This is a genomic window from Citrobacter sp. KTE30, from assembly GCF_000398825.1.
Classification (GTDB): Bacteria; Pseudomonadota; Gammaproteobacteria; order Enterobacterales; family Enterobacteriaceae; genus Citrobacter; species Citrobacter freundii.
In genome coordinates, this window is the sequence record NZ_KB976055.1 from 2,609,920 (window position 1) to 2,634,650 (window position 24,731).

39 protein-coding genes and 1 pseudogene are annotated in these 24,731 nt (G+C 48.3%); 20 read left to right on the plus strand and 20 right to left on the minus strand.

Features of this window, described 5'->3' with window-relative positions; genetic code table 11:
* Positions 1–6: 6 nt before the first annotated feature.
* The 14 genes from WC1_RS10610 to WC1_RS10545 all read right to left on the minus strand — a co-directional run bounded on the left by WC1_RS10610 (position 7) and on the right by WC1_RS10545 (position 9,681).
* Positions 7–1,215 (minus strand): phage major capsid protein, encoded by a 1,209-nt coding sequence (locus WC1_RS10610; RefSeq protein WP_016150485.1) that lies wholly within the window; start codon positions 1,213–1,215, stop codon positions 7–9.
* A gap of 13 nt (positions 1,216–1,228) precedes the next feature.
* Entirely contained in the window at positions 1,229–1,882 is a 654-nt protein-coding gene (locus WC1_RS10605) for an HK97 family phage prohead protease (RefSeq protein WP_016150486.1), read from the minus strand.
* Complete coding sequence (locus WC1_RS10600) at positions 1,869–3,098, minus strand: phage portal protein (RefSeq protein ID WP_016150487.1); 1,230 nt, start codon at positions 3,096–3,098, stop codon at positions 1,869–1,871. Before WC1_RS10600 ends, WC1_RS10605 begins: the two co-directional genes overlap by 14 nt.
* Entirely contained in the window at positions 3,098–3,283 is a 186-nt protein-coding gene (locus WC1_RS10595) for a hypothetical protein (protein ID WP_008323320.1), read from the minus strand. Before WC1_RS10595 ends, WC1_RS10600 begins: the two co-directional genes overlap by 1 nt.
* A 10-nt stretch (positions 3,284–3,293) precedes the next feature.
* Positions 3,294–5,051 (minus strand): terminase large subunit, encoded by a 1,758-nt coding sequence (locus tag WC1_RS10590; RefSeq protein ID WP_016150488.1) that lies wholly within the window; start codon positions 5,049–5,051, stop codon positions 3,294–3,296.
* Positions 5,051–5,548 (minus strand): phage terminase small subunit P27 family, encoded by a 498-nt coding sequence (locus WC1_RS10585; protein ID WP_003841734.1) that lies wholly within the window; start codon positions 5,546–5,548, stop codon positions 5,051–5,053. Before WC1_RS10585 ends, WC1_RS10590 begins: the two co-directional genes overlap by 1 nt.
* A gap of 156 nt (positions 5,549–5,704) precedes the next feature.
* The gene (locus WC1_RS23805; RefSeq protein ID WP_032947998.1) at positions 5,705–6,055 is read right to left on the minus strand and encodes an HNH endonuclease; all 351 of its coding nucleotides are present in this window, start codon (positions 6,053–6,055) and stop codon (positions 5,705–5,707) included.
* Positions 6,043–6,258 carry a hypothetical protein gene (locus WC1_RS24730; RefSeq protein ID WP_155849118.1) on the minus strand — a complete coding sequence of 72 codons (216 nt, stop codon included), beginning with the start codon at positions 6,256–6,258 and terminating at the stop codon, positions 6,043–6,045. The genes WC1_RS23805 and WC1_RS24730 overlap by 13 nt, the downstream gene beginning before the upstream one ends.
* 431 nt (positions 6,259–6,689) lie before the next feature.
* Positions 6,690–6,998 (minus strand): hypothetical protein, encoded by a 309-nt coding sequence (locus WC1_RS10570; RefSeq protein WP_016150492.1) that lies wholly within the window; start codon positions 6,996–6,998, stop codon positions 6,690–6,692.
* Between the two features lie 96 nt (positions 6,999–7,094).
* Entirely contained in the window at positions 7,095–7,292 is a 198-nt protein-coding gene (locus WC1_RS10565) for a hypothetical protein (RefSeq protein WP_016150493.1), read from the minus strand.
* A gap of 29 nt (positions 7,293–7,321) precedes the next feature.
* Positions 7,322–7,840 carry a DUF2514 domain-containing protein gene (locus tag WC1_RS10560; protein WP_032948111.1) on the minus strand — a complete coding sequence of 173 codons (519 nt, stop codon included), beginning with the start codon at positions 7,838–7,840 and terminating at the stop codon, positions 7,322–7,324.
* A 100-nt stretch (positions 7,841–7,940) separates the two neighbouring features.
* Positions 7,941–8,489, minus strand: a complete 549-nt coding sequence (locus tag WC1_RS10555) for a lysozyme (protein ID WP_016150495.1) — start codon at positions 8,487–8,489, stop codon at positions 7,941–7,943.
* Positions 8,461–8,739, minus strand: a complete 279-nt coding sequence (locus tag WC1_RS10550) for a phage holin (RefSeq protein ID WP_016150496.1) — start codon at positions 8,737–8,739, stop codon at positions 8,461–8,463. The genes WC1_RS10555 and WC1_RS10550 overlap by 29 nt, the downstream gene beginning before the upstream one ends.
* A 444-nt stretch (positions 8,740–9,183) precedes the next feature.
* Positions 9,184–9,681, minus strand: coding sequence for a hypothetical protein (locus WC1_RS10545; protein ID WP_000423994.1), 498 nt, complete (start codon positions 9,679–9,681; stop codon positions 9,184–9,186).
* A 260-nt stretch (positions 9,682–9,941) separates the two neighbouring features.
* Between WC1_RS10545 and WC1_RS10540 the strand changes: the two genes are divergently transcribed.
* Complete coding sequence (locus WC1_RS10540) at positions 9,942–11,240, plus strand: hypothetical protein (RefSeq protein ID WP_016150497.1); 1,299 nt, start codon at positions 9,942–9,944, stop codon at positions 11,238–11,240.
* Between the two features lie 195 nt (positions 11,241–11,435).
* On the opposite strand, the gene WC1_RS10535 is transcribed toward WC1_RS10540, so the two are convergent.
* The 6 genes from WC1_RS10535 to WC1_RS25125 all read right to left on the minus strand — a co-directional run bounded on the left by WC1_RS10535 (position 11,436) and on the right by WC1_RS25125 (position 15,631).
* Positions 11,436–11,780 (minus strand): antiterminator Q family protein, encoded by a 345-nt coding sequence (locus WC1_RS10535; protein WP_016150499.1) that lies wholly within the window; start codon positions 11,778–11,780, stop codon positions 11,436–11,438.
* Between the two features lie 81 nt (positions 11,781–11,861).
* The gene (locus WC1_RS10530) at positions 11,862–12,188 is read right to left on the minus strand and encodes a hypothetical protein (protein ID WP_032947999.1); all 327 of its coding nucleotides are present in this window, start codon (positions 12,186–12,188) and stop codon (positions 11,862–11,864) included.
* Positions 12,189–12,190: 2 nt separating this feature from the next.
* Positions 12,191–14,062 (minus strand): toprim domain-containing protein, encoded by a 1,872-nt coding sequence (locus tag WC1_RS10525; protein ID WP_016150502.1) that lies wholly within the window; start codon positions 14,060–14,062, stop codon positions 12,191–12,193.
* A 106-nt stretch (positions 14,063–14,168) separates the two neighbouring features.
* Positions 14,169–15,191, minus strand: a complete 1,023-nt coding sequence (locus WC1_RS24865; protein ID WP_016150504.1) for a hypothetical protein — start codon at positions 15,189–15,191, stop codon at positions 14,169–14,171.
* The gene (locus WC1_RS10520) at positions 15,184–15,393 is read right to left on the minus strand and encodes a DUF4222 domain-containing protein (protein ID WP_016150505.1); all 210 of its coding nucleotides are present in this window, start codon (positions 15,391–15,393) and stop codon (positions 15,184–15,186) included. Before WC1_RS10520 ends, WC1_RS24865 begins: the two co-directional genes overlap by 8 nt.
* A 1-nt stretch (position 15,394) precedes the next feature.
* Positions 15,395–15,631 carry a transcriptional regulator gene (locus WC1_RS25125; protein WP_220131624.1) on the minus strand — a complete coding sequence of 79 codons (237 nt, stop codon included), beginning with the start codon at positions 15,629–15,631 and terminating at the stop codon, positions 15,395–15,397.
* A gap of 96 nt (positions 15,632–15,727) precedes the next feature.
* Between WC1_RS25125 and WC1_RS10515 the strand changes: the two genes are divergently transcribed.
* The 19 genes and pseudogenes from WC1_RS10515 to WC1_RS10435 all read left to right on the plus strand — a co-directional run bounded on the left by WC1_RS10515 (position 15,728) and on the right by WC1_RS10435 (position 24,680).
* Entirely contained in the window at positions 15,728–16,435 is a 708-nt protein-coding gene (locus WC1_RS10515; RefSeq protein ID WP_016150506.1) for an XRE family transcriptional regulator, read from the plus strand.
* 280 nt (positions 16,436–16,715) lie between these two features.
* Positions 16,716–16,919, plus strand: coding sequence for a hypothetical protein (locus WC1_RS10510; RefSeq protein WP_016150507.1), 204 nt, complete (start codon positions 16,716–16,718; stop codon positions 16,917–16,919).
* Positions 16,916–17,107, plus strand: a complete 192-nt coding sequence (locus tag WC1_RS10505) for a hypothetical protein (RefSeq protein ID WP_016150508.1) — start codon at positions 16,916–16,918, stop codon at positions 17,105–17,107. The genes WC1_RS10510 and WC1_RS10505 overlap by 4 nt, the downstream gene beginning before the upstream one ends.
* On the plus strand, positions 17,104–17,529 hold the full coding sequence (locus WC1_RS10500) for a hypothetical protein (protein WP_016150509.1): 426 nt from the start codon (positions 17,104–17,106) through the stop codon (positions 17,527–17,529). Before WC1_RS10505 ends, WC1_RS10500 begins: the two co-directional genes overlap by 4 nt.
* 61 nt (positions 17,530–17,590) lie before the next feature.
* Positions 17,591–17,884, plus strand: coding sequence for a hypothetical protein (locus tag WC1_RS10495; protein WP_016150510.1), 294 nt, complete (start codon positions 17,591–17,593; stop codon positions 17,882–17,884).
* Between the two features lie 99 nt (positions 17,885–17,983).
* Positions 17,984–18,340 carry a hypothetical protein gene (locus tag WC1_RS10490; protein ID WP_032948002.1) on the plus strand — a complete coding sequence of 119 codons (357 nt, stop codon included), beginning with the start codon at positions 17,984–17,986 and terminating at the stop codon, positions 18,338–18,340.
* On the plus strand, positions 18,340–18,570 hold the full coding sequence (locus WC1_RS10485) for a hypothetical protein (RefSeq protein WP_016150513.1): 231 nt from the start codon (positions 18,340–18,342) through the stop codon (positions 18,568–18,570). The genes WC1_RS10490 and WC1_RS10485 overlap by 1 nt, the downstream gene beginning before the upstream one ends.
* Entirely contained in the window at positions 18,563–18,985 is a 423-nt protein-coding gene (locus tag WC1_RS10480) for a hypothetical protein (protein ID WP_016150514.1), read from the plus strand. Before WC1_RS10485 ends, WC1_RS10480 begins: the two co-directional genes overlap by 8 nt.
* Positions 18,982–19,560: a hypothetical protein gene (locus WC1_RS10475; RefSeq protein WP_016150515.1), complete on the plus strand. Its 579-nt coding sequence runs from the start codon at positions 18,982–18,984 to the stop codon at positions 19,558–19,560. Before WC1_RS10480 ends, WC1_RS10475 begins: the two co-directional genes overlap by 4 nt.
* A gap of 11 nt (positions 19,561–19,571) precedes the next feature.
* The gene (locus WC1_RS10470; protein ID WP_016150516.1) at positions 19,572–20,402 is read left to right on the plus strand and encodes a BRO-N domain-containing protein; all 831 of its coding nucleotides are present in this window, start codon (positions 19,572–19,574) and stop codon (positions 20,400–20,402) included.
* Positions 20,399–20,965: a beta clamp domain-containing protein gene (locus tag WC1_RS10465; protein WP_016150517.1), complete on the plus strand. Its 567-nt coding sequence runs from the start codon at positions 20,399–20,401 to the stop codon at positions 20,963–20,965. Before WC1_RS10470 ends, WC1_RS10465 begins: the two co-directional genes overlap by 4 nt.
* Positions 20,962–21,186: a hypothetical protein gene (locus tag WC1_RS10460; protein WP_016150518.1), complete on the plus strand. Its 225-nt coding sequence runs from the start codon at positions 20,962–20,964 to the stop codon at positions 21,184–21,186. Before WC1_RS10465 ends, WC1_RS10460 begins: the two co-directional genes overlap by 4 nt.
* Entirely contained in the window at positions 21,183–21,395 is a 213-nt protein-coding gene (locus tag WC1_RS10455; protein WP_016150519.1) for a hypothetical protein, read from the plus strand. Before WC1_RS10460 ends, WC1_RS10455 begins: the two co-directional genes overlap by 4 nt.
* Complete coding sequence (locus WC1_RS24980) at positions 21,392–21,646, plus strand: hypothetical protein (RefSeq protein ID WP_016150520.1); 255 nt, start codon at positions 21,392–21,394, stop codon at positions 21,644–21,646. Before WC1_RS10455 ends, WC1_RS24980 begins: the two co-directional genes overlap by 4 nt.
* A gap of 36 nt (positions 21,647–21,682) precedes the next feature.
* Positions 21,683–21,853, plus strand: a pseudogene (locus tag WC1_RS24985) (ATPase); the annotation flags it as partial.
* Positions 21,853–22,164, plus strand: coding sequence for a hypothetical protein (locus tag WC1_RS10450; RefSeq protein ID WP_016150521.1), 312 nt, complete (start codon positions 21,853–21,855; stop codon positions 22,162–22,164). The pseudogene WC1_RS24985 and the gene WC1_RS10450, both read left to right, overlap by 1 nt.
* A 155-nt stretch (positions 22,165–22,319) precedes the next feature.
* A complete protein-coding gene (locus tag WC1_RS10445; RefSeq protein ID WP_016150522.1) occupies positions 22,320–22,556 on the plus strand; it encodes an excisionase family protein in 237 nt (78 codons plus the stop codon).
* Positions 22,557–22,614: 58 nt separating this feature from the next.
* Entirely contained in the window at positions 22,615–23,928 is a 1,314-nt protein-coding gene (locus tag WC1_RS10440) for a tyrosine-type recombinase/integrase (protein ID WP_016150523.1), read from the plus strand.
* A complete protein-coding gene (locus WC1_RS10435) occupies positions 23,907–24,680 on the plus strand; it encodes a DUF72 domain-containing protein (RefSeq protein ID WP_050567833.1) in 774 nt (257 codons plus the stop codon). Before WC1_RS10440 ends, WC1_RS10435 begins: the two co-directional genes overlap by 22 nt.
* Positions 24,681–24,731 lie beyond the last annotated feature (51 nt).

Below are 24,731 nucleotides of genomic sequence, written 5' to 3' on the forward strand. Positions count from 1 at the left end.
AGAGAATTAAGCGCCAGTGCCGATCTGCAGCAGTTTAATGGCCTGAGAATCCACCAGCATTCCCCCGGTTCGTTTGGTGGTGTAGAAACCAACGAATGGTTTTTTGGTGTAGGGGTCACGAAGAATGCGGGTGCCGATGCGGTCAACAATGGTGTAACCACGCTTGAAATTGCCAAATGCAATTGCTTTAGCATCAGCAGCGATATCCGGCATCTGTTCGTTCTCTGCCACACCGTACCCGGCCAGAGAGGAAGGCTGACCCAGTTCCAGACCAGGACGCCACAGGTAGTTGCCTTCTGAATCTTTCAGGATTCGGATAGCAAACAGACTGTTATTGTTCATCATGAACTTAGCACCATTACGATGCACTTTACGCAGCGTGTAGACCAGTTTGATGATCGCATCAGCCGTTACGCCTGCCGCAGCGCCAGAGAGAATGTGCTGGAGAGTACCAAATGCACGAGTCTTGTCCGGATCAAGCGTGGAAGCGTATGCCAGAAAACCTTTCGGCTTCTTCGTCCCGTTACCGCTGGTAAAGGCGATTTCTTCCTGCTCTGCAAACTCAATTGCCAGTTCGCTGTTGATCCAGTCTTCGACATTGAAAAAGGCATCATCCAGCATGGTTTGAGTCGCCTGCGGGTTACCGTAAATTTCTCCCATGAACGGCTCAATCTGACCGAGTTTAGACGCATCGGTTTCCGGGCGGGCATCAGTTTCACCAACCCAGCCGGAAGCCGTACCGCCGAGATTAACCAGTTTTTTATAGTTAGCGCCGCCGACTGTGATGGTTGTCGCCTCCTGGCGCATCACCACTTCATCTTTCAGAAGATTAAGGATCGTGCGATCCAGCTCTTCCGGCACGGCATAGCCACCATCTTCATCCACACCGACCTGCAGGGCTTTGCGTTCAAGTTCGCGCAGCCCGTCATCTTTACCCTTGCGCATAAAGCCAATGAAAGCGGTTTTATGTTCGCTTGCGGCTTTGCTCTGAGGACCACCGGCTGGACGCTTAACCTGCTTCAGTTCCTCTTCCAGCGCAGATTTAAGCTCATCCAGTTCAGACAACTTGCCGTTTAAGGTTTCAACCTCCCCCGCCAGCTTGCCCTTTTCCTGTTCAACTGCTTCCAGGCGCTTATCGTTCTTTTCTTTGAACGCATCAAACTTCGCCTGCAGTTCCTGCGCGACCTGCTCTACGTCTTTAACGTCAACTGACATAATTAACTCCTGATTAAAATTTGATGTTTTTCAGTGCATCCAGTGCGGTACTCACCTCATCAACATCACGCTGTGAAAGTGAGCTATAACCCCCGGCCATGAATGCTTTAGCCTGGGTGCGTGAGAGCCCAACATCGCGCAGGACTCGTTCAATACTTTTTTGAGAAGGGATTTCTCCGCGGGAAAATGCGCTTTTGACATCGCTTACACGCGCTTCATCGTTCGACGGAAACGTGACGAGACTGACTTCCCAGAGGTCGATCTCTTTGAGAAGGAACACACCCTTAACACGGTCGTACTCCCAGTCTTTCAGCATGTAACCAATAGAAAGGCCGGTTAAAGAACCGGCCTTCATGTGGGCGTGTGCGCGTTTCGAAAGGGGATCGTCATCAATGAGTAACCGGCCTTTAACATAAAGACCAACCTCATCCTCTTTCATCTCAGTGTAAATACCGATGGGTTCATCCATACGGTGCTGCCAGAGTAATGCAGGGAGAGCATTCTTTTCTTTCCATGCCTGAAGGGAGGCCGAAAAAGCGCCTGGCACGACAACATCATCGTAGCTGTCCTTTACGCCAAAAACAGAGCCATAGCCTTCAAACTCCCCGCTGTCGCTGACAGACTTTAGCTGTAGCGGAATGTCCAGCCGCTGTTTAGTCATCGGCATTATGTTGTTCCTCTGTTGTTTTGTTCTTGCTGCTGTCTGACGGCTTCGTCGTCATGTTCATTGGCGTAAGGTAAATATCTCCGCCTGCGCGTGGGTTAAGTTCTTCAAGTTCCCGGCAGTCATTTGGTGAGTAAATACCCCAGTTAATGCCTGTTGAATACGCCTCAAATCGCGACTTCATATCCCCGCGCAGCAATGCGCCGGCGTTGAATTTTGCGTAGTACACACCCTGCTTTGATTCCTTCACCAGCCCGATGTTGATTCGCTGCTCAATGCGGGTCATATATGGAACGAGTGAATAATTGATAAACCCCATGCCGAGGTTTTCAATATTGTTAAACGTCGAGCGGTCAGTGTTCTGCACCATGTGCATCGGCACCCGGAACAGGCGGCATATTTCCTCCAGCTGGAATTTCCTGGTCTCAAGGAACTGACTGTCTTCCGCATTGAGCGCCATCGACTTCCAGTCCAGTCCCATTTCGAGAATCATTGGTCGGTGCGCGTTGCTCAGCCCGAGGTGACGATCCTCAAAATCCTTTTTCAGCCTTGCGTAAGCAGCGTCAGTGAGCGTTTGCTCAGTGCGGAGTACGCCGGAGGTAACCGCGCCATTTGAGAACAACCGCGCCCCATGTTCCTCTGTTGCCATTCCCAGAGATATTGCTTCTCTTGCATAGGCTATAGGGTTCAGCCCCACCAGCCCGTCAAAGGTAAGCGTTCTGACATGCCAGATATCATCCTGCCCAAGCACATCTGTTGAGCCATCGGGGAATGTTACCTGGTAAACCGGCTGCCACTGACTGTTAAGCTTTGGTTCAACACACCCGGGGTCAATGGGAAGAAGCTCCACCACCTCGCCAAGCGCTTTAACTTTGTAGGCGTAAAAATTACCGCGAAGACAAAGACAGACAATGACCAGTTCCCAGAACTCCTGGGGGGTCATGTAATCATTTGGCTTCATCGTCAGTAATTTATGCAGCCTTTCGGAAGTCGCTTTTTGTTTACTGCTTCCGGTTATCTTGTACAGGTTACAGGGCAGCATGCCCATCGACTCAGCAAGAACCCTGATACAACCGAAAACAGCTGTAAGCCGCATGGCTTTCTGGCTGCTTACCCTTTTCCCTGTATAGGTGTCGTAAGTCATTCCCACTGCCTCAGCGAGTTCTGCCGGAGTAGTGACAGGGGCGTCACTTTTTTTGAACATTCCGGGGAAAAACATCAGTCAGTCCCTCCTCGCAATGTTTTCCCGGCCAGCGAAAGCGTGCGGGAAACCAGCCATGACCAGATAAGGCAAAGCATACCCGCACTGATTAAGCCTCCTGGCGGATAAATCATCCATACACCAAACGAAAGCAAAATAGCGCCCATCACCCCGATCAGCGGGGCGAGAATCATCAGGATCATAACTGCCTCTTTATAATGAACGGACGCCGTAACTTTCCAGATGGTCAGAGAGGCTGTCCTGTTGTTCGCCGCCGTTTACAAGCATGCGGCTCATTGCGGTAAACAAGGCGGCAGGCCCGTCTATTTTCGCTTCTGGCGTGGATTTGTTCGGAAAGATATTGTCGTTTTTGTCAGGCTTGACGGTGACGTTAGACATCATCCAGTTCATTACAGGGTGATTGCTGTGATGGAAGCGCCCGCCGTAAACCAGCGATTCAACCTCCTTCATTGACTCGGAAAAGTTTCTGACCGTTTGCGGAACTTCCACCAGCGGCACGCCCTCTTCTGCCAGAGCGAGGCTAAACTGCGTTGCGCTCCACGGGTCGAATCCGGTTTCCTTCAGGTTTTCGCCACTAATCCATTCCAGAAAATCAGCTTTAATCTGCGCATGATCGATAACATCACCATCGGTCAGTTCCAGCTTCCCAAGCTCAGCCCATTTGCGATACATCTGCGCCATTTGAGCGGAACATTTTTCCAGCCGCCCTTCGGGTAACCAGAATTTAAAGTCTGCATGCGCGTGACCGTTGTCTGCCCGCCAGAGTTTTACTGCTGCGCAAATATCAATCTTGTGGGCCAGATCCACGCCAGCCCACATCGGGTAGGTTTTCAGCTCATGACGGGGGGCTATAAACTCACATTTTTCCCACTTAATCATGTCCATCCAGGCTGACTCAGCGGTCACCCAGATATTCATGTGTTTGGTGAAAAAGTTAACTCTGGCGGAAACCTGTTCTTTGGCCTTCTTTGCCAGGCGTCGAAGGTCATCCCAGCGCTTACAGATACCCAGCCCGGGGTTAGCCTTTTGCCAGACCGTTTCATCAAACGGATCATCATCCTTATCCAGCGTGAAGATAATGGCAAAATAGCTGTCATCCTTAACGGCTCCTTCAACATTGCTGTTGAAACCGCGCAATACCTTAATCGCATAATCACGCTGTTCGTAGCAAATGCCCTCTTTATTGAAACCGGCCGTGGTGATACCAAACAGCAAAGGTTGCAGTCGCGCGCCCGTCGCCGTTTCCAGAACGTCCCAGACATCACGGGTTTTATGGGCGTGCAGTTCGTCGATGATGGCGCAATGGATATTGAGACCATCCAGATTGTTGGCATCAGAAGAAAGCGGTTCAAATTTTGATGCGGTCTGCTCCTGGTAGATAGCCAGTTTGTTAAATTCAAACAACCGGCCCAGAGTAGGTCGGGCTTTTTTGACCATCGTTTTTGCATCATCAAATACGATTCGGGCCTGATCACGGGTTGTTGCTGCGGAATAAACCTCTGCCCCACCCTCACCATCAGCGCCAGCCATATAGAGCGCAACACCAGAAGAAAGTGTCGACTTGGCGTTTTTACGGGCTACCTCGTTATATGCAGTACGAAACCTGCGGACCATCACCGGGCGTTCACTGCCATCGTTGCGCAGCACAACTTCACCTGTCTGTTCATTTATCAGAGGTATAACAAATCCGAAGATATTGATCAGAATGAAAACATGCCAGTCCATCAACTCAATCGGCTGTCCTGCCAGTGCTCCTTTAACATGAGGCACGAATTTATAGAAATTGAGGATATGTTGTGCGCGGGGCTCGCTGAAATAGATGCCACGTTCTCCACCGTGCTTCAGATCATCAAGAAATCGCTGGCAGGAAAGACGGACAAATTCACAGGCAATAACCTCCCCGGCAACGACGCGTTCGGCGTAACGTATGCCATCAGAAACTTTAGCCATCAGTCCCTCGAATTAAGAAATTGACTTAACAGGTCATCATCGTCTGGTTTGTCTTTACTGACCTTAGACCTGCTGGAAGGAGTCATACCAAACTCCGCTAACATCGCGCGAAGTCGCTTCCAGGCATCAGCTTTCATCATGGCTGCCGGATGCGGCTTGATCATGCGTATTTCACGCTCTTTCCCTTCATCAGCATCATCATCGCTGTATACCGCATAGGTATAACCTTCCCGATCCAGCGTTTCACAATGATGGCGGTATTCCGTATATGCCTCTACCAGCAACTCCAGAGCCCTGGCATCCAGCTGAGATATGACGCCAATGGCATCAAGTTCTTCGGCCATCCGCTTAAACCAGTACTTCCCCTGCTTGTCGAAATGCTTGGGAACTGGGGGGACCCCTTTAGGTGGCTGCGGCTCGTTTTTGTTGATTGGTCGTTTGGATGGGTTACCCCTCACCAAACGCAGATGGGTAGGGGTTTTCGGCGGTCCAGACATAATCGAAAACTCCTATTAATCATCGGCTGGGGTACCCCAAAAAAAGTTTTCTAACCTGCGGCGATGTGAAGAAAGGCTAGGCGGCGGTCCTTTGGGCGCCCGGCTACAGGGATTTGACCTCCCCCTCCCCTCTACGCCTGTTGATGATAATTACTATCATTTGAAACGCTCACGCCCCGTTTTCGAGCGGTGGCAAGGCCAGCACAGGCTTTCAAGGTTCGAATCATCATCGGTACCCCCATGTGCCTTAGCCTTGATATGGTCAACGGTTGTGGCCGCGACAGCACGTCCAGTACGCAGGCAGTTCTGACACAGATGATTATCACGCTTCAGGATGCGGGCGCGCTTGATATCCCACTTTCCGCCGTAGCCACGCTCATGGCGACTCTTACCCTGTTGATGCTGCTGCCAGCCCTCATTACGATGCTGCTCGCAGTAACCTGAGCGATCCGTAGTCGTGCCAGCACAACCTCTCTTGCGACAGGCACGGGGTATTAATGCTGGCATGGTTCACCATTACGCAAATCAATAGTGATTTGATTTTCAGCGTGGTTTTTATCAAGATTAAATACCACTGTTACGGTGGGGAGTTCTCTACACTGAGTATCTATAACCGTCGATACCTGGTTATCAAGAAGCTGTCCATTCACAGCAATGCCATAACCCATAAAGCGCTCTCCGCGATACAACTTAGCAATCTGAAACTTCATAACGATTTCCTTTTAGACGTGAGCCTGTCGCACGGCAAAGCCGCCAAGAGTTAACGGATTACCAAGGCTCACTACTGAAAAGACTCTCTTTGATGTGCACGTGCGATGCGCATTAAAAAGCCCCGCGGGTGCGAGGCTTTTTACAAAAATATTATTCAGATGCTGGCGTCATTTCTTTATATTTTCAAACGTCGCTTCAACCATTTGTTTACCAAAGTCACCCATATCTTTATACATTAAACGTAAAAATTGGATTGTATTGGCAGCAGGCCCGTCTAAAGACCATTTACATGACTCGAACTTACACCCTACCAAACCAAAAAGAGCTGTCCCGCGAAAACGAATGTCGCAATTCTGAAAAGTACAATTCTCATAATGCGCACCATCAAGGTCTACCGTTGTATTTTTAAACGTACTCGATATGAATCGCATCATGATAAATCAAACCCCTGTGTTGGATCAGTACCCACTACTGCGTTGTTATCCATTTTCCCATTAGCCCTCATAAAACCTTGGTCATCCTTATAATCACTAGGGGCATAAAGCACTACATGATTAAAGTTTAGCGTTATGAAGAAAAGAACCACTAAAGCAGCCGGGAACAACATCAAAAACCATATATATGTTGCCTGTTGACCTTCCTCCAGAAATGGAAGAACAAAGTTAGCTGAAACCTCTACTATCCCAGCAAAAATGCCAATAATTGTTAGTGGGTTTTTTATGTGATTTATTGCTGACACGCTTTACCCCTCATTTTTATCCATGTGAGGAGTATATCAATAACTGTGCGCAAGAGCATTATCACAGGCACTCAGTGAATGCCTGCTGTAATGCCACTAGTCGTCGAGTTGCAACACACCGTGCTCAAGTGACTCTGAGTAAGCGATCAGCCCTGTGTATTCAGGGATAATCTCGCCATCATCCGCTTCGAATTCCGGGATTGTGCCAGTGGTGATGGTGTATTGGGGCTGACCATCATCTTTCGCGAAGGCTGCCAGGTCTTCAATCTGCTTAGCTGTAAGAACTACTGTCATACTCATTCCTCAGTTGTTAAAAAGCCCCGCTATTGCGAGGCTATGGGGTTGTTGTTTGACTCTCTCACCGAGTCGTAAATCCGCTCACACGTCATTCCGGCGCGGTAGCGTTCGTCAGCGATTCCAGCATAACGTTTAGCTTCTGCTGCAATATCTCCGAGCATGTCGGCGAGCATTCTGGCGTCGGCGTTGGTTGTTTTGCTTCGGACGGTAGCGGCAAGATCTGCGGTGTGCTTTGCGGCGTCCAGGCTGGTAGCGAGTTTTTTTGCTTCGGTGCGCAGCTGGCTAACAGTGGCAGACAGACCAGCAGCAGTGGCAGCAGATTTTGCGGCTTGTGCTTGTGCATCTCTTACAGCCTCATCACGGGCAATAATACGCCCTTGTTCAATCATGCGGGCGGCGGTCTGCGCGTTCGCTGTTCGCGATGATTCCGCGCTATTACGTTCCGCCCACTTTTTTTCCCAGCCTCGGTTACTCCAGACATTTCCGCCGATGAATGCGACGGATACCAGAAGCGCGGCGATAATGATCTGAGAGCGAAAACTCATAGCAATATCACTCCCACAAACAAGAACCATCCCCAACCAGTCATCCCCTTGCATGCGAGTATTCCGGCGACAATGAAGCAGATTGCAGATGGTAAATATTTCACTGGTCTATCCCCCAGCACGTCAGCGCGCTTTCCTGGTCCCGTCTTTCTACCTGCCCATAGCAACCATTTTTCTGGCCTTTGGTCAGACGACAGTCGCGGCCACCGTCTTTAACCCACCAGCGAATCGCCTCACATGCGCCTTTACGGTCGCCAGCATTGATGCGCTTATAGAACGTAGACGGGAAGCATTTTCCGGGGCCGATGTTATAAGGGCAGAAAGAAGCGATACCTGCTTTCTGCGGCTCGGTCAGCGGAACTTTTATATTTCGTTCAACCCATGCCAGCGCCTTGTCGCGTTCAATGGCGTTCACCTGGGCACATTTCTCAGCTGACAGCTTCATGCCCTGAACTACTGGCTTGCCATCAACCATCGTGGCGCCACGACAAATGGTCCAGATTCCGCCGCCGTCACGATACGCCGTCAGGCTGTTACCCTCTTTCTCATCCAGAAACTGATCGAGAATCACGGGCGCGGAAGCCCCCGCAAGAATTAAACCAACGACCGCTGCACTCAGTTTATTCTTCAGCTTTGGTGACATTGCCATTAAGCCGGTCCTCCCTTTCCTTTTGCCTGTAGTACCAGTTCACTGCACAGGTGATAACTGTGCATGCGATACCGACAATAATTGCCCAGTCGCTCAGGCTTAACCCTGCAATTCTGTCGGCCAACATCCAGGACACCTCTTTTGCTGTTTTAGCTGTTTCGGCATATGCCTTCGCTGATACACCGCAGCCGGTCAGCGTGGTTCCTGTTCCATATGAAAGTCTGCTGTAAATGGTGCTCATTCTGGTCATAGCCTCACCTCCGATTTTTCGGATGGCGCTGTGTGTGATGAAAAGGTCAGGCTTCACGGGCTGGATTTATCAACAAAGCACGTAGCGGATGATTCCCGTGAGCCTGAAATAGAAAAGGCCACGCAAATGCGCAGCCTGTAACCAGAAATCAATATTGTCTTTACATCAATTTTTCTTAAGGTTAAATTCTTCTGACAAGTTGATGAAAGACAACTTGAATATTAGCTATTTGTTCTCTGTTATGCCCGCAACCCAATGCGGGCTTTTTTTCGCCCTGCTAAAAGTTCCACCGTTGTGAGCCTTTTTGCTATGCAATAATGGATGCGTGGTGCTGGGTGTCTCCCGGTGATCCTTTGGCTGACAACCCATGCCTCACGAACATTTCACAACGGGATATAGAAAAGGCCATGCATTTGCATAGCCCTGAAAGATGTTTATGCTTTATTAATTCGCTGGAATATCTGGCATGGCGCGATCCATAGAAGAGCTAATTAACGCCTTAATAGCGTTGCATACCTGATAAAATCCACCCAGCTGAGATGAGACAGAAAAACGGGAGACGTCGTCTCCTGAGCCTACTTCAGCATAAAATGATGAGTTCTCATACCAGAGTGAGATGCTTACGCCCTGCCTGTAGCCACCTGTTAGCGGAGAATCATCAAGAGTGGTTGCAATCACGAAATTCAAGTGGTAACGGCTGTCCATATTGAGTTGGGGGATTAAGACAGGAAAGAACTTCCCCTCCTCCTCCCAAATACCAATGTCCACATAAGGCCATCTTGTTCCGTCAGAACCAGTCCACTCACGAGATGTAAGATCAAGAGAACCTGAATACTCTCGTAGTAGTTCGCTCGCCTTCTCCTGAAGTTTATCCTGTAACTTCCATTGCGCCTCGACCAGTTTAGTGCGTTTTTCTTTCAGATCCTTAAATGTTAATTCCATGCCACTCTCCAGACAACTTTTGAAAGGAATCTGCATAGTAACTCACCCTGAAAGCACATGGTTATATTTCACTTACACTGAGTGCGAAAAACAAAAACCCCACCATTTCTGGCAGGGCTTCGATTGTTAAGCTATGTGTCGAAGTGACCACTCTTATCATGTTACGATACTTTTTGCGTACGCGTTAGTTATTTTCCCTTGAAAAACCTGCCAGCATGTAGGATAAACAGACTAATTAATTATTTTTTCGAGTGATGCCAATGACAGCTGAAATAGCAGTATATAACAAACTTGCAGTTTCACTTGCGGCTGATTCCGCAGTCACTATAACAGGTGGAAATACTGTAAAAATAAATAATGGTGCAGAGAAATTATTTGCATTAAGTAAACATCATCCTGTAGGTCTGATGGTCTACGGAGCAGGAAGCTTATGTGGTGTTCCTTGGGAAATGATTATTAAAGAGTATCGTCGTCAGTTAGGCAACAAAAGTTATGATACAGTTGAACAGTACGCTGCAAATTTTTGGAACTTTCTTTGTGAATGTGATCACATAATCCCTGATGATATTAAAAAAAATCACTTAGAAGATATCCTTCTTTACAATGTATTCCCTGGTTTCATGCAACACATTCAAGATAATCACATAAAAGGTTTTATTGAGCAGAACAAACATCAACCCAGCACATTAGAAACTTATAATATTTTGGAAAATGCGTGTAGAGAGTTCGTTAATAACTTTAACTCAAGTAATTTTTATGAAGGGTTTGATTCCCAAGATTTGACTAGCGCCATTGATTTTTCCACACCGATTGCGAAAGACGCTTGCGAAGCAATACTATATCAAGAAGATGGAGTAGAGTTACCAAGCACACTTATAGATGCACTTTCAACGATGTTCGCACATATTATATGCAGAAAATCTCCATTTGGAACAAATACTGGCCTAGTTATTGCCGGTTATGGAGAAAAGGAGTTTTTCCCAAGTATTTTAGCATATGATGTGATCGGTTTTTTTGGAAACAAACTTCGCTATTCACCAAATATGGATAAAAGTACAAGTGGTGGAGAAAGTGGTGTCACAGCTTACGCTCAAGAAGATGAAGTTAGTGCCTTCATGACAGGAATAAGTGGTGAGCTTCAAGATTTCATGTTCCCTAAAATTGAAAAAGGAACAGATAGCATCTTAAACGATGTAATTGAAAGAATTAAACAATCTTCACTTCCGACTGATGAAAGTGATGCTTTAATTGCCGATATTACGAATTTTGCAAATGAAGATTGGACGAAAACAACTGGTGAGATACGGGAATACATAATCGAAAACCACATTAGCAAAGTTGTGGAGATGATTGAGTTCCTTCCAAAGCAAGATCTAGGATACATGGCAGAGTCGTTGGTTAACCTCACCGCTTTCAAACGAAAAATCTCAAACGATAGTGAAACTGTTGGCGGTCCAATCGATGTTGCTATAATATCTAAAGGTGACGGTTTTGTCTGGGTTAAGCGAAAACATTACTTCGATAAAGAGCTTAACTATCAGTACTTTAATAGGAATTAATGAGGGAAACCATGTCTACTCAGCTTCAAACAAACATTGAACTACGCGAATGGCAGAAAAAATTTAACCCTTCTCAGCCGGTTAAAACCATAACTCCGTCGACAAAACGCTTGAGTAACGATAAGAACAGCAGCAAATACCTCCAACAAAGTTTTTTTAGCCGTTGAATTAGAGGGGGGCTATAGCCCCCCCCTTCTAACCGAAAGTTGACAGCACCCCATCTATAAATCCTAATGCTGTTTGCAATTCCTTCCTGACCGTCCCATCAGAACACTTCCGCTTTTTCGCAATCGTGCGTAATGAGATACCGATAACAAAGTGAGCAATAATCAGTTCATGCTCTTCTGGCTTATATTTCCGCAGACGAGCCACACAACCGTCAATCATGATGCCCTCATCATCGTTACACTGAAGACGTGATTTTTTGCCGTGAGGTAGTAGCCCCTTAAACCCAGCGGCAATAGGTTGCCAGTCAACACCGCTACTGTCTGCCGCAGCCCAAGCCCCCCAGAGGTCCATTAGCTCATACATATCACGCATTGTCTTTTGCTCCTGTTCCTTTCACGTCGTCGCTGATGTGCATACCCTGAGGGCTGAAATGTTTGAGTGATGCTTCCAGTTTCATGCTTTCCCCTCAACGTCCACATTGCCCAAAAAATCAGGAGCGCCGCCTAACCTAGCTACCTCATTTTTAAGAATGATATTTTCTAGTATCAGCGCCCCGATCTCGCTGTTAAGGTGCGACACCTTATCCTTCATCGAAAAATAATCATCGGGGTTAATCAGCTCCTGGAGCTGACTTTTGGCAAACATGAACCGTTCAAATAAATCCGTATCAACCCCACCGAAAGACTCAATGTCATCATCGTCTTCTTCTTCCTGCTGGCGAACCTGCGCTTTCAGGTGCTGATAGTTTTCAATAGCTTCTTTTAAAATTTCGTTTGTCATGCTCAGTACCTCGTCACGTTGCCTGCTTCCCATTCCAGATCCACCTCGCTCTGAGGCTTACCGACCAGATAGTTAAATGGTTGTTTTTCTCCTTCCAGAAACTGGTGTGAACGGGTATCAAAATTTGCGCCAATATCACCAACCCACCCCTCACCTTCGCGTTGTTTGAGCAGACGAATCATTGAAGCTGGCATCTGGATCGCTGCCTGCTCATCCTTATCCAGGCTTTCGTATCCCATTTTTTCAGCCTTACGTTGTGCCAGCTCGCGGGGAATGTTGCGCCAGACGGACATAACGTTATCAGGCATATCGGTTAATGCGCCGGTGCCTTTGACGTCCATTTTCCCGGTCGGTGCCGCTTCGTTGGTTTTGCGGGCGTGCGTCACCAGAAGGACGTGACAGTTATGTTCGTTTTTGAAGTCACACAGGGTGTCGATAAATTCTTTCTGTCCGCCGTAGTCCTCCTCATCGAGCCCGCATTTCGCCAGGTTGTCGATAACGAACAGATCGATTCCATACCGACGCCGGGCATAGGCGAAGATTTCCAGCAGACGGCCAGCTTTCGCGGTGCCGGTGAGTTTGAACACCCACAGACGATCGGAGAACCATTCGTTCGTCATAACGATTTCTTCGCGCTTCGGTGATGCGGTACAGATAGTCTGCCGCGTCAGACGGGCCAACATTTTCCCTGGCTTCAGTTCCAGAGAGGCGATGCACGTCCGAATCCCCTGATTCATAGCAGCAACTGCGATATGGCCAACCAGTTCGGTCTTGCCGTGACCATTCACGCCATTTACCAGCGTCAGTTCTCCGGCGCGAAATTTGAAATTGTAATTCAGCGAGGTCCATGGGCTGGTAAACAAGCCAACATCTCGATGCTCAAACGCTTCAATGGTTTCCTGAAGTAAATCACCTGCCGAGCACAGTTCATCTGGATCGAAAAATTTAGCGCGTTCCATGTGCTCCAGGATGGACTCACTGTCCATGCCGCTCATCAGGCAATCGTTGATATCCTTGTGCGGGAGTTCAACCAGGCGGCAGCGATGCTCGCCAAGTCGTCTGGCAATTTCCTTTGCAGCTTCACGGCCGACATCGTCGTTATCCAGGCAAAGCCAGATCTCCTGAAAGCGATCCAGATTGTGGTACTCATATTCAATCCACTGCTGTTTGGCACCCTTGCCACCGCCAAAGGGAACAGAAAGTGCGTCGTAACCAAGCTGCGTGAAGGTCATACAATCAATCTCGCCTTCGCACAGAACGACCAGACGCGTGGATTTGTCCAGGGCCTGCCAGCCGAAGAGGCAGGGTTCACAATCCGCCTCAGCCATGATCAGTTTTTTACCATTCGGGCGTTCGGTGCCAATGCGCTTAACCTGCAATAATTCCCCATTCCGGATGTAAGGATATGCAACCGCGGGCACCTCGCGATTTTCATCGTGATACCAGACCACCGCATCAGACACACGGAACAGATCCGCCGTCTCGCGGGTGATTCCACGCGTAGCCAAGTAATCGTAACAATTGCTCGCTTTTTTCACGCCCTTCTTCGTCGGCCTGGAGAATGTTTTTTTCTTCGCCTCGAAATGGTGATCGTCGTCTTTCAGACCGAGAAATTCTTTTGCCTCACGCATCGCATCATGCAGCTGGCAGTTGCGTACCAACACCCACAAATCAAGCAGATCACCACTGTCGCCGCTGGCGAAGTCTGCCCACGTTTTTTTGCCACCGATGTTAATTTTAAGGCTCTTTCCGGCGTCACCGTTGGTATTCCCAACACACCATTCTTTGCCTTCCAGGTGACCTTTTGGCAGCAGGTACTTTGCAACCCTTTCGGCGTTGTCCCATAATTTTTCTGAAAGTTCGGCGGGCGTCATGCTCACTCACTCCGTAAATCAAATTTAACAAAACACCATGTCACGAATCCCTCGCTCAGAACGCCGTGATTATATCCAGCCACCAGCACACGCTTGAGGAATGATTTCATGGGCGATAACTCCCGCGCTTAGCTCGTTCAAGGGCTGCGTAGTTAACAAACACTTCAGCGGATCCGTCGGTGGACTGTGTTGCCCAGGATTCCCTGTTCTGCCCGTCGGAACTGTTCGATGTAGCCTGCACATCCTCTGGCGCTGGTTTTTCGTCGTTCCAGCGTTCACCGTTCAGGTATGAGGCTGGGAGGAGTTTGTCGAATCCCATTTGCTGCGCTTTTGCCCGGATCCGGATATCTTCAGCCAGCATTACGGCGAAGCTATCAGGAGTACCTCGGTTTGTTTTTTTCCAGTCACGGTATTTGGTTTTAAAGGCGGATCGGGCCTTGACCTTGGCATCTTTCCTCAGGCCTGCACCCCAAAAAATATTTTCGAAAGCGGCATCGACTGGATCTGATTCTTCAGCACCATCAGATTCTGAATCAGGTTTTTCCTGTGCAGGCTGAGCTTTCGATTCGCCAGAATTATCAACATCGGTCCGATTCGAATCGGACAAATTAGTTTGATCTTGTTCTTCCTCCTGCTCCTGTTCCTGCTCTTGGCTTGCAAGCCCCTTAGAAGCCCCTTCGACTTCTTGCGGGATCTGAGCCTCACTATTGCGGGAAGAAGTCATATTGAATTGCTTCGAATATTTCTCGTAAAACTCTGAAAGGAAAAGATTATCTGACACTTTGTTGTACTCGTTCTGCACCCCAGCACAACGCTTGTCTCCGGGTTTCAATGCCTCGCCGATTTGGTGCGTTGCCATTTCGATAACCCACACCATTTCAGAATGCTCGTCGTACTTACAAAACCCGGCTTTAATGGCGCTATTAAGCCCCTTCTTAGCCCCTTCTATGGTTAGTCCAGTCTCATGAGACAGGAACGCAAGGGGCATGTAATAAAGACCGATCATATTGGCGTGCGGACTGGTAAGCAGGTACAAAGCCACAAGCTGGGACTCAGGCCCAGCCTGGCGCAGTTCTTTACCTGTTCTGCCAATCCAGAAGTGAGGAGACACCTTTCCGTAATCACGCATTTTGCGCCTCCGAGACCTTCGTAAAATATTGTTGAAACTTCCAGACAGGCTGCATGCATTCATGCGGGTAATTCTGCCTGGTGAAATACACCTGCTGCTTATCACGATTCCAGCCAGTGACATGCACAACAACACCGCGCGGATCGCGATAATCGATATCGAGTGACTTAATCGGATCTTGTGATGTGTTCGCGTGTGACATGTCACACCTCTGAGGAGGGATGTGGGAATAATTTAGGTTTATCCGGCCTTAACTCATACGCTGGGATTCCAGTCAAAGCTGAAACATCAGGCACATGATCCACCCCAACAACACCAACCTTCCTCCAGCGAGAAACGGATGGCTGCTTAACACCTATCGCGCGGGCTAAAGCATTAACCCCGCCAGCAGCGTCAATAGCTCTCTCAATTGCTGATTTCATTTTCTTTACCCACTCCATATGATTGCTATCGATTGATAATAGCAATTGCTATTGGAATGAGCAATAGACTTGTTTATCATGCGAGACTAGAATGCAATAGCGGAGGCTATAAAAATGCAAGAGAGTAAACTTAAGACACTGGCTGACAGACTTAATTACGCAATGAATGAGATGGGCATGAGCCAAGGGCAATTAGCCAAAGCAGCAGATATGGCTCAGCCAACCATATGGCGCATAACATCTGGCAATGCCAGAGGAACAACAAAAATCGTTGAAATAGCGAATGCTTTAGGTGTTCGCTCGGAGTGGTTGTCAAACGGGACTGGTCCAATGAGAGTTGATGCCAAACGAGCAACCTCCGAAATTACCAACAAAACAGACCCAAACATCTTCAGAGTTGACGTACTAGACCTCACGGTTAGTGCAGGCCCAGGAATAATTAACAGCGAATTCGTGGAGGTGTTGCGCTCCGTGGAATACTCAGTTGAAGATGCACGTCAAATGTTTAACGGACGAAAACAGGAACAGATACGCATCATCAACGTTCGCGGCGATAGCATGTCCGGAACAATTGAACCTGGTGATCTGCTTTTCGTCGATATCAGCGTTCAACACTTTGACGGCGACGGTATTTACGCATTCATATACGACGATACGTCGCACGTTAAGCGTTTGCAGAAGATGAAAGACAAGCTCTTGGTTATCTCTGACAACCATACCTATCGACCATGGGACCCAATCGAGAAAGAAGAGATGAACAAAATATTCATATTCGGAAAGGTGATCGGCAGCATGCCACAGACGTACAGAAAGCATGGTTAAACCAGGGAAAAGACAATGACACTCCCAGCAACAGAAAGTGAATAGAGTCCAACCCGGCCGCCGTGCCGGGTTTTTATTTACCTCACTCGCTACCTATTCAGCTCCCCATAATTTCACAACGTTGGACGCTATCCGCAATTCAACAAATGCCAATACCTGTTTTTTATTTTTGATATCAATCACATAAAAAATAATAGCAATACATATAGCAATACCTATTGCAATAAGTAATAGCAAGTTCTATCATTCACCCATCAAGTTAACGTAGAGGTGATAGGAAATGACAGAAGCGATAAAAACATTTAAGGGGCTATCCACTCGCCCACGCGATGCTTTCAAGAATATGTCCTTAATCATTGAAGCTGCTAGTTTGTTATCTGCAACTAACGATGACAAGTATCGTGAAATCAGCGACACCCTCCTTGCATTTGTTTGTAATTATGCAAATGAGGCCCACCAGAACGAATCTGAGAAACGCCAATGAAAACCTTCAAAGGGCTCACCCTAGAGCCGGAAACCGCTTTTCGTCAGATAGCCGCGATGATTGAAACTGGATTAATTATTTCGGTTATCGATATAGAAGAAAAATCGGATCTTGGTGATTGTATTTTTTACTTAGCAAAGCAATACGCTGAGGCTGCTCATGATCACGCAATGGAGAATAGAAAATGAAAACTCCCGTCGAAATAGTCGAAAGTGTCGCAGCTGATATTGTGGAAAACACCTCGTTACTTGAGGTTATTTATCGTAACTACGAGCTTCCGCCAGAAGCCGATAACGCAATTGCATGCCTTATTCGCTCAATGCAGAAAACACTGGATGGTGTTAATGAATACGTCACTATGCTACCCCCGGAAAGCATTACCCGGAACGCCAGCGCCAATAATTTATCCGCAGGTGCAAGCAAGAGATTAACATCTGGCGTGCTTAACAACTGGGCTACAGAAGCCGGAAACTGCAAAATGGCGGTTTGTAATGCGATGGACTGCATTCCGCAGGAATTATCTGCAATAGGAACTCTGACTATCGTTTTTGAAAAGCTCGACGAGCTACAAGAAGTAATCAGCAAGAAAGCTGAAAAAATAAACTCGTAATTAACAAATAAATAATTAACGCCTTAACTGGTGTGGCATCACTCACCCTGAGGAAATGCAAATGAATATTATCGTCAGAAGTGAAATCGTGAATAACAAAGTCCATCCAGCCAATCAGGATGGCGACTTTCTTTACATAAATAAAGCCCACAAAACAGCAGAGTGTGCCAATAAATATGCGCATGAGCTGCGTGCTGAATTTACCCAGTTACTTATGCCCGCAATCACACGCACTGATGTGAAGGTAGCAGGAAGATTCACCTCGTTACTTAATGAGCTTTGCTTCATGACCAAAATGACCATGGAGAACACCTCAAAAAAAGGGGGGGGCAATAATGACGTTTCTGAAAGATAAAGCAGCACACAACACAGCAAAACTTTTTGCCTCTTATGGAAATAGTTATCTGCATATTGCAAACCTTTTTCTGCGCAAGGCTTACGGGCGGTAATGACAATGAAAAACAACACCATTGAAATTTATCGCCGCCGCATTGCTATTGCGACATTAAATCGAATGAAGCGTAAGACAGGAGGTTATTGCCTATCCGTAAATATGCCCGATAACAATATTCAGGTTATCGAGATTAACGAAGAATCAATGATGAAACTTTTGCTGCGCTTCGAAAAACAGGCTCGGACTGAATTCAACACAGAAGCGGAAACATTTCTTCGCCAGACGTATATGAAAAGCGTCGATATCAATGGACACACCGAATATCTGACCGAAACAGGAAAGATGATTGTTGACGAGATTTTTGCGGAATTAATTAAACACGCGAAAGAGAAATACGTATGTGGAGGAATTAACTGATGGCCTCACAACAAACAATTATGCACGAAATGCAGATCCACCCCCAAGTCCTCAACGTGGATCTGCATGTGCTTCCGGATTTCACCGGACGCGTGGTTCTTTACATCGAAAAATGGCGTGTGACATGCGACCGCCGGCTGCTCGACGACGAACATATTTGCGCACTGGACACTTTTATCGAAATGGCTCGCGAAATGGAGCTACGTCTTGAGGAAATATCGAATGACTGACAACCGTACCGTAAGCGCGATAGACCTCGCGTTACAGAAACATGATACGCCAGTTGGCCCTTTGTTCGTGGCAGTACGACACGGGCGCACTAAAAAATGCTTCACACGGGATACGGCGATCCGCTATCTGGCGTTCTTCATGACCACCGAAGCTTTCAGTCGTTCCAGCTTCGAGCAGCGCTACCCGGATGTGCAGGCCGTCCACCATCTCAATCCAGAACTGAATTGTTGGCAGCGAGGAGGTGTAACAGTTGAGTACATCGGAGCCCACCAGCGCTGTGTTCGACGTCTTCGTCGCATTCTGGCCATTAAGCGTGACATGACGAAATGGTGTGAGAAATGGGACTCAATGCACGACCGATACACCAAAGAGGTCGATGAGCTGCAGGCTTGCAAGCCGGAGGGGATCCGATGAGAGATAACAAAATCATCCCGGAAGCAACATCAATTGGCATAAAAATTGGCCGTCGAACTATCGGTTATCAAGTGGTGATCAGTGGGCTGGACAATGGTCGATATGACCTAAGGAACTCTAAGGGGATGCGAATGTTGGCCTGCATATGGGAAGCAGCGATGGCGGGCTGGATAACTTTGACCGCAGAGAAACAACTCACCCTTTGGCGCTGGCTGGTGGCAACAGTATTCATCAATGAAGAGAAGGATAAGAACGGCATGGTTGAGGTTCCTAACGGTGACGGCGGCGTTGATATCGCAGTTATTTATTCGGGTAAGAAAGGAAATTTGAGTATCTACCCCGGTCCACTGCGTTTTTCTCTCGCTAACCATGTGGAAAGCATCGCCATAGAGAAATATGGCGTTTGCGAGGGTTCAGCCCTAGCCCTTCGCATGTATCAGGACATGGTGATTGCGGATCCTGGGTGCGGATTCAGGATGTCACCCTTTGGGCGAAAAGGACTTGAGATGCTTCACGATGACTACATCGGAGAGATTAACGCCAACGGCATGCCAGAAATGCCAGTTATGCACTGAGGGAAATAACGATGAATAAACAACTTATGACCTTTAGCTCAGAAGAACTCAATTTTTCGATGAGCGGAATTCTTTATGAGGGAAGGCCAGCATTTGACGCTGTAGAACTGGCTAAATCCCTCGGTTATACGAACCCGGCAAAAGCCCTGAAAGACCACTGCAAGGCGTTGATTAAACTTGATTATAACGAATCGTTAGAATTGGGTTTTGGTGAAAAACCGCGCGGTACTCAGCTGGCGGGTCAGGCCGACTTGTTCCGCCTTATCCTGCGAAGCCAGCTTCCATCGGCTGAACGCGTACAGGACTGGGTTTGTGAGGATGTACTCCCTGCCATCATGACCACAGGCACATACAGCAAAGAAGTGCCAGTAGCTAAATCACACCAGCAAGAAATCAGCATGAACCATGACATTCTTTCACTGGCCCGCGTTGTGGCCGAAGCAACCGCATCAGCGACGATGAAAGCAGTAATGGAAGTGAGTGGCGCCAACCTGGTTGCTGCTTCGCCTGTATCTTCCTCTCTACCACAACGGCGCATTAGTTCGACTGAATTCGTGAATACCGATGCCGAATTCGTTCCGGTACACAAAGTGTCATGGGAAACCAGTCTGTCCGATCCTTCGTGCCGTCGTCTTGTTCAGTTCGCAAACCTGCCCTCCAGACAGTTGCCGGGAGTTCGTGGGCTGTGCGTACATCATGAATCGTTCATTCACGCATTTCAGGTGCTGCTGGAAGAATCCGTTCGCCCAAGCGGTAAACGCAAGCGCTGGCAACATCCTGAATTTGGTGGCTTCGTTCTGCGTAAGGATCCGAAAGAGATCTTCGTGGAGGTGGAAGCATGATCCTCCAGTCGAAACTTATTCGCGCAGCTCTGGTATGCGCAGCAAAAAATGATGTCCGTTACTACCTGAATGGTGTGCACATCACTCCGAAATATATCGAGTCGACTAACGGGCATGTAGCCCTGCGCATGGAGCACGGCATCCGGACGAAGAAAAACATCATCGTCCAGTTTGAAGGGCCGGTTCCGGCGAAAGCGGAAACCACTGAACTGGTATTTAACAAAGAAGCGTTTGCCATTCACCGAGACGCATTCGAACGCCGGATTTCGATCACCGGCATCAAACTTGTTGATGGTCGCTTTCCTGATATGGAACGCGTCATCCCGAAAAAAGTGGATTTCAGTATCAATCCGGTTATCCAGGCTGAATACCTCAGTTATCCGGAAAAGATGTTTGGTCGCGAGCGGAAGTTTATTCCCATCCAGTTACGCCCTTCCGGTGAGGCTGGAGCGGTTCGCATTCAGTTCGATCCAGTGATCAACACTGCATACGGTAATCCTGAGTTCGTCGTGATGCCATGCCGTGATGATGCTTTCAAAATTATTGAGGAGCATCTGGCATGAAAATCGAATATCAGGACTATGGCGCCGTAGCGAACATCGTGATCAACAGCACTGTGTTTGAGTTCCGTAAACATAACCGCGTGGTAGACGCCACGCTGCTCTGCACACCAGGAATAGTTGCAAACCGTAGTGGAATGTTCTTCATGAAGACGGTTTTGTCCGGAAAATCTCGCGATATGTTGCGAGCCTACAAGACAATTCAACGAGAGGCGACACGATGAGCAAAGGCCAGCATTCAGCTTACCCATGCCCGCGCATCGATACTCCCCGTGGCATGACCTATCGCCAGCACCTCGTTGTGCAGATAGCGCCAGTAATGCTCACGAATTTTTTTAGCAATGATGCATGGCAGGATTACGACGACCTCGCCAAAACCCTGGTGATGGCTGTAGATGCCATCATCGAAGCTGAGCGGGAGACAGCGGAATGAACAAAATCACTAACCCTGTCGTGCTTATCCATAAGCGCGAAAACAGTGACACCTACGCTGTTGCGATTACCAGTGGCAGCCAGAACTATCACGACGCCGTTCTGATGGCGACCATGGAACCAGAAATGGTCGGTGATGATGTGGATACCTGGAGCAAAACAGGCTACTACATGGCTGAGGAGATTCAGCGCTTACGCCAGCAGTTGATCGCCCCTTTAAGTATTGGGGAGTTAATTCAGCGTCTTGAATAGCAGACTGGCGACCGCTGGGAGAGAGTGGTTAGCGATGTCACTTCTGGTAAACCGTTGACCATCACCCTGCCAGATATTACGTCAAAAGCGTTCTGGAGCGATACCGGGAAAAGCGAAGTATTCCATCCGGAAACCTATAAGCGCTGGGTGAAAGAAGCTATCGAGCGAGCTTGTGTCATTGCCGGGATCGGCGTGGAGGTGAAGTGATGACCACCACTACACCAATAATGACCGCCTCAGGAAGTGTGCAGTTTCGCCACTACATGGTGACTGTTCACGCTATTGAACGCTATATCGAACGCATTGGTGGCGATGTAGGAAATCTGATCCTCGATCTCAAAAACGCCTGGGTATTTGATGTCAGCAAGAAAGGTATTCCCCGCTCTTTGTGCGCCTCAGTCGCACGCTGCGAACGTGAAGGTGGATACGGGCTCAGGCATGACAAGGCTATTTTTCTGATAAAACCCAAGGCGCGCCAGCATGTCATTGTGACGACGTTATCTGCAGAGGTGAAGTAATGCACAAAGCATTTGAAATATGGGTGCGCCAACGGTACGGGAGCCGTTACGACCTTACGCGAGATTGCGACGGTTTTTACTGTAGGGAAGTGGTAAAGCGGATGTTTGATGTGTGGCGCCACTGCCGTGGCCTTGACTTGGTGTGAGGCGGGTATATGAGCAATGTTATTCAGTTAGCTCCTAACGATTGGGTTTGTGAAAGTGTTCTGATCGCGGTGACCGGGCTCAAGCCCGGTACCATCCTCCGGGCCAGAAAAGAATGCTGGATGGTTGGGAGGGAGTATATCCACGTTTCACCAGATGGTAACCCAAAACCATCAAGTGAATGCATGTATAACCGTAAAGCGGTCGATGCCTGGGTAGCTTCGATGAAAAACAAACAGCCAGGGTGATTTGATGCCATGAAAAAGGTAAGCTCATATCGCTCTTGGGCGTCTGGAGGTAACACCAATGGATAAAATCACATATCCAACAGGCGTCGAAAACCACGGTGGCACATTACGCATCTGGTTTAATTTTAAAGGTAAGCGTGTCAGGGAAAGTCTCGGTGTCCCTGACACCGCTAAGAACAGGAAGATAGCCGGGGAACTGCGGACATCAGTATGTTTTGCCATCCGCACAGGAACCTTTGATTATGCAACCCAGTTTCCTGACTCCCCTAACCTCAAGGCTTTTGGTGTAAGTAAAAAAGACATTACAGTGAAAGAACTTGAAGAAAAATGGCTGGATCTGAAACGGATGGAAATCTGCGCGAACGCATTCAATCGCTATGAGTCTGTCGCAAGGAATATGGTTCCGAGGATCGGTGGTAACCGCCTGGCGTCAGCAGTAACCAAAGAGGAATTGCTGTATCTCAGGAAAGATTTGCTGACCGGTTACCAGAATCCGACGAAAAACAAAGCCCCGACAAAAGGGCGAAGCGTTGTTACTGTGAACTATTACATGACGACAATGGCCGGAATGTTTCAGTTTGCTGCGGATCACGGTTACTTAGAGGTGAACCCATTCGAAGGAATTAAGCCTCTGAAAAAAGCCAGGGCAGAGCCAGATCCTCTGTCTCGTGATGAATTTATTCGCCTGATAGATGCATGCCGGCATCAGCAGACGAAAAACCTGTGGTCATTAGCAGTGTACACAGGAATGCGTCACGGGGAACTGGTCTCCCTGGCCTGGGAAGATATCGACCTGAAGGCTGGAACAATTACCGTCAGACGTAATTATACGAAACTTGGTGAGTTCACTCTACCGAAAACCGAGGCAAGCACAGATCGAGTGGTGCATCTTATCCAGCCCGCAATCAGTATCCTGAAAAATCAGGCTGAAATGACAAGGCTGGGCAGGCAATATCACATTGAAGTGCAGTTACGTGAGTACGGCCGTTCGGTGAACCATGAGTGTACATTCGTCTTTAATCCGCATGTGGTCAGACGCAGTAAGCAGGTCGGATTTATCTACCGGGTCGATTCAGTAGGCGACTCATGGGAAGCGGCACTTAAGCGTGCGGGGATCAGACACAGAAAGGCGTACCAGTCACGACACACCTATGCGTGCTGGTCATTATCAGCTGGTGCAAACCCTAGTTTTATTGCCAGTCAGATGGGGCATGCGAGCGCGCAGATGGTGTTCAATGTTTACGGTGCATGGATGGCTGACAGCAGCGCAGAGCAGATCGCAATGCTGAATCAGAAGCTGGCAGATTTTGCCCCATTGATGCCCCATAGCCACGAGAGCAGTACGGGAGGATTATTAAAATCAGTAAGTTAACCCCTAACGCCCGTCATGTTAACTGCGTGGAGGGCAATACCACGCTGTATGCGCTGCCTAAAGCCGATATTGTTGCCCGCTGGCAGGCACAGACCACCGATGCGTTTCGATTTTGTTTTAAGTTTCCGGCGACCATTTCGCATAAGGCCGCGCTGCGTAATTGTGATGACCTGGTGCAGGAATTTTTTACGCGCATGTCGCCGCTGGGATCGCGCATTGGACAATACTGGCTGCAATTACCCGCGACTTTTAGCCCACGCGACCTGCCTGCCCTGTGGCAGTTTCTCGACACGCTCCCCAAATGCTTTACCTACGGTGTGGAAGTTCGCCATCCAGACTTCTTTGCCAAAGGCGAAGCCGAACAGCTATTTAATCGCGGGTTACACGAGCGTGGAGTAAACCGGGTGATTCTGGACAGCCGCCCGGTACATGCCGCAATCCCACATACCGAAGCGATACGTGACGCCCAGCGCAAGAAACCGAAGGTTCCGGTGCATGCGGTGGTGACGGCAAACCATCCGATGGTACGCTTTATCGGTAGCGATGATATGGCACAAAACAGCGCGCTTTTTGCCGTCTGGCTGACCAAGCTGTCGCTATGGCATCACACCACGACGCCGTATCTGTTTTTGCATACGCCGGACATCGCGCAGGCCCCGGAGCTTGTTGATACGCTATGGGCAGATTTACGCAATGCTCTGCCAGAGATCGGATCAGCGCCGTCTATTCCACAGCAATCTTCTCTTTTCTGAAAATGCCACCTATCATAGTCAATGCCAGCAGCCATTTTAAAAGGGAGTTTG

Coding starts and splice junctions, on each gene's coding strand:
- WC1_RS10610 (WP_016150485.1), bottom strand. CDS start 1,215: ATGTCAGTTGACGTTAAAGACGTAGAGCAGGTCGCGCAGGAACTGCAG.
- WC1_RS10605 (WP_016150486.1), bottom strand. CDS start 1,882: ATGCCGATGACTAAACAGCGGCTGGACATTCCGCTACAGCTAAAGTCT.
- WC1_RS10600 (WP_016150487.1), bottom strand. CDS start 3,098: ATGTTTTTCCCCGGAATGTTCAAAAAAAGTGACGCCCCTGTCACTACT.
- WC1_RS10595 (WP_008323320.1), bottom strand. CDS start 3,283: ATGATCCTGATGATTCTCGCCCCGCTGATCGGGGTGATGGGCGCTATT.
- WC1_RS10590 (WP_016150488.1), bottom strand. CDS start 5,051: ATGGCTAAAGTTTCTGATGGCATACGTTACGCCGAACGCGTCGTTGCC.
- WC1_RS10585 (WP_003841734.1), bottom strand. CDS start 5,548: ATGTCTGGACCGCCGAAAACCCCTACCCATCTGCGTTTGGTGAGGGGT.
- WC1_RS23805 (WP_032947998.1), bottom strand. CDS start 6,055: ATGCCAGCATTAATACCCCGTGCCTGTCGCAAGAGAGGTTGTGCTGGC.
- WC1_RS24730 (WP_155849118.1), bottom strand. CDS start 6,258: ATGAAGTTTCAGATTGCTAAGTTGTATCGCGGAGAGCGCTTTATGGGT.
- WC1_RS10565 (WP_016150493.1), bottom strand. CDS start 7,292: ATGACAGTAGTTCTTACAGCTAAGCAGATTGAAGACCTGGCAGCCTTC.
- WC1_RS10560 (WP_032948111.1), bottom strand. CDS start 7,840: ATGAGTTTTCGCTCTCAGATCATTATCGCCGCGCTTCTGGTATCCGTC.
- WC1_RS10555 (WP_016150495.1), bottom strand. CDS start 8,489: ATGGCAATGTCACCAAAGCTGAAGAATAAACTGAGTGCAGCGGTCGTT.
- WC1_RS10550 (WP_016150496.1), bottom strand. CDS start 8,739: ATGACCAGAATGAGCACCATTTACAGCAGACTTTCATATGGAACAGGA.
- WC1_RS10545 (WP_000423994.1), bottom strand. CDS start 9,681: ATGGAATTAACATTTAAGGATCTGAAAGAAAAACGCACTAAACTGGTC.
- WC1_RS10540 (WP_016150497.1), top strand. CDS start 9,942: ATGACAGCTGAAATAGCAGTATATAACAAACTTGCAGTTTCACTTGCG.
- WC1_RS10535 (WP_016150499.1), bottom strand. CDS start 11,780: ATGCGTGATATGTATGAGCTAATGGACCTCTGGGGGGCTTGGGCTGCG.
- WC1_RS10530 (WP_032947999.1), bottom strand. CDS start 12,188: ATGACAAACGAAATTTTAAAAGAAGCTATTGAAAACTATCAGCACCTG.
- WC1_RS10525 (WP_016150502.1), bottom strand. CDS start 14,062: ATGACGCCCGCCGAACTTTCAGAAAAATTATGGGACAACGCCGAAAGG.
- WC1_RS24865 (WP_016150504.1), bottom strand. CDS start 15,191: ATGCGTGATTACGGAAAGGTGTCTCCTCACTTCTGGATTGGCAGAACA.
- WC1_RS10520 (WP_016150505.1), bottom strand. CDS start 15,393: ATGTCACACGCGAACACATCACAAGATCCGATTAAGTCACTCGATATC.
- WC1_RS25125 (WP_220131624.1), bottom strand. CDS start 15,631: ATGGAGTGGGTAAAGAAAATGAAATCAGCAATTGAGAGAGCTATTGAC.
- WC1_RS10515 (WP_016150506.1), top strand. CDS start 15,728: ATGCAAGAGAGTAAACTTAAGACACTGGCTGACAGACTTAATTACGCA.
- WC1_RS10510 (WP_016150507.1), top strand. CDS start 16,716: ATGACAGAAGCGATAAAAACATTTAAGGGGCTATCCACTCGCCCACGC.
- WC1_RS10505 (WP_016150508.1), top strand. CDS start 16,916: ATGAAAACCTTCAAAGGGCTCACCCTAGAGCCGGAAACCGCTTTTCGT.
- WC1_RS10500 (WP_016150509.1), top strand. CDS start 17,104: ATGAAAACTCCCGTCGAAATAGTCGAAAGTGTCGCAGCTGATATTGTG.
- WC1_RS10495 (WP_016150510.1), top strand. CDS start 17,591: ATGAATATTATCGTCAGAAGTGAAATCGTGAATAACAAAGTCCATCCA.
- WC1_RS10490 (WP_032948002.1), top strand. CDS start 17,984: ATGAAAAACAACACCATTGAAATTTATCGCCGCCGCATTGCTATTGCG.
- WC1_RS10485 (WP_016150513.1), top strand. CDS start 18,340: ATGGCCTCACAACAAACAATTATGCACGAAATGCAGATCCACCCCCAA.
- WC1_RS10480 (WP_016150514.1), top strand. CDS start 18,563: ATGACTGACAACCGTACCGTAAGCGCGATAGACCTCGCGTTACAGAAA.
- WC1_RS10475 (WP_016150515.1), top strand. CDS start 18,982: ATGAGAGATAACAAAATCATCCCGGAAGCAACATCAATTGGCATAAAA.
- WC1_RS10470 (WP_016150516.1), top strand. CDS start 19,572: ATGAATAAACAACTTATGACCTTTAGCTCAGAAGAACTCAATTTTTCG.
- WC1_RS10465 (WP_016150517.1), top strand. CDS start 20,399: ATGATCCTCCAGTCGAAACTTATTCGCGCAGCTCTGGTATGCGCAGCA.
- WC1_RS10460 (WP_016150518.1), top strand. CDS start 20,962: ATGAAAATCGAATATCAGGACTATGGCGCCGTAGCGAACATCGTGATC.
- WC1_RS10455 (WP_016150519.1), top strand. CDS start 21,183: ATGAGCAAAGGCCAGCATTCAGCTTACCCATGCCCGCGCATCGATACT.
- WC1_RS24980 (WP_016150520.1), top strand. CDS start 21,392: ATGAACAAAATCACTAACCCTGTCGTGCTTATCCATAAGCGCGAAAAC.
- WC1_RS10450 (WP_016150521.1), top strand. CDS start 21,853: ATGACCACCACTACACCAATAATGACCGCCTCAGGAAGTGTGCAGTTT.
- WC1_RS10445 (WP_016150522.1), top strand. CDS start 22,320: ATGAGCAATGTTATTCAGTTAGCTCCTAACGATTGGGTTTGTGAAAGT.
- WC1_RS10440 (WP_016150523.1), top strand. CDS start 22,615: ATGGATAAAATCACATATCCAACAGGCGTCGAAAACCACGGTGGCACA.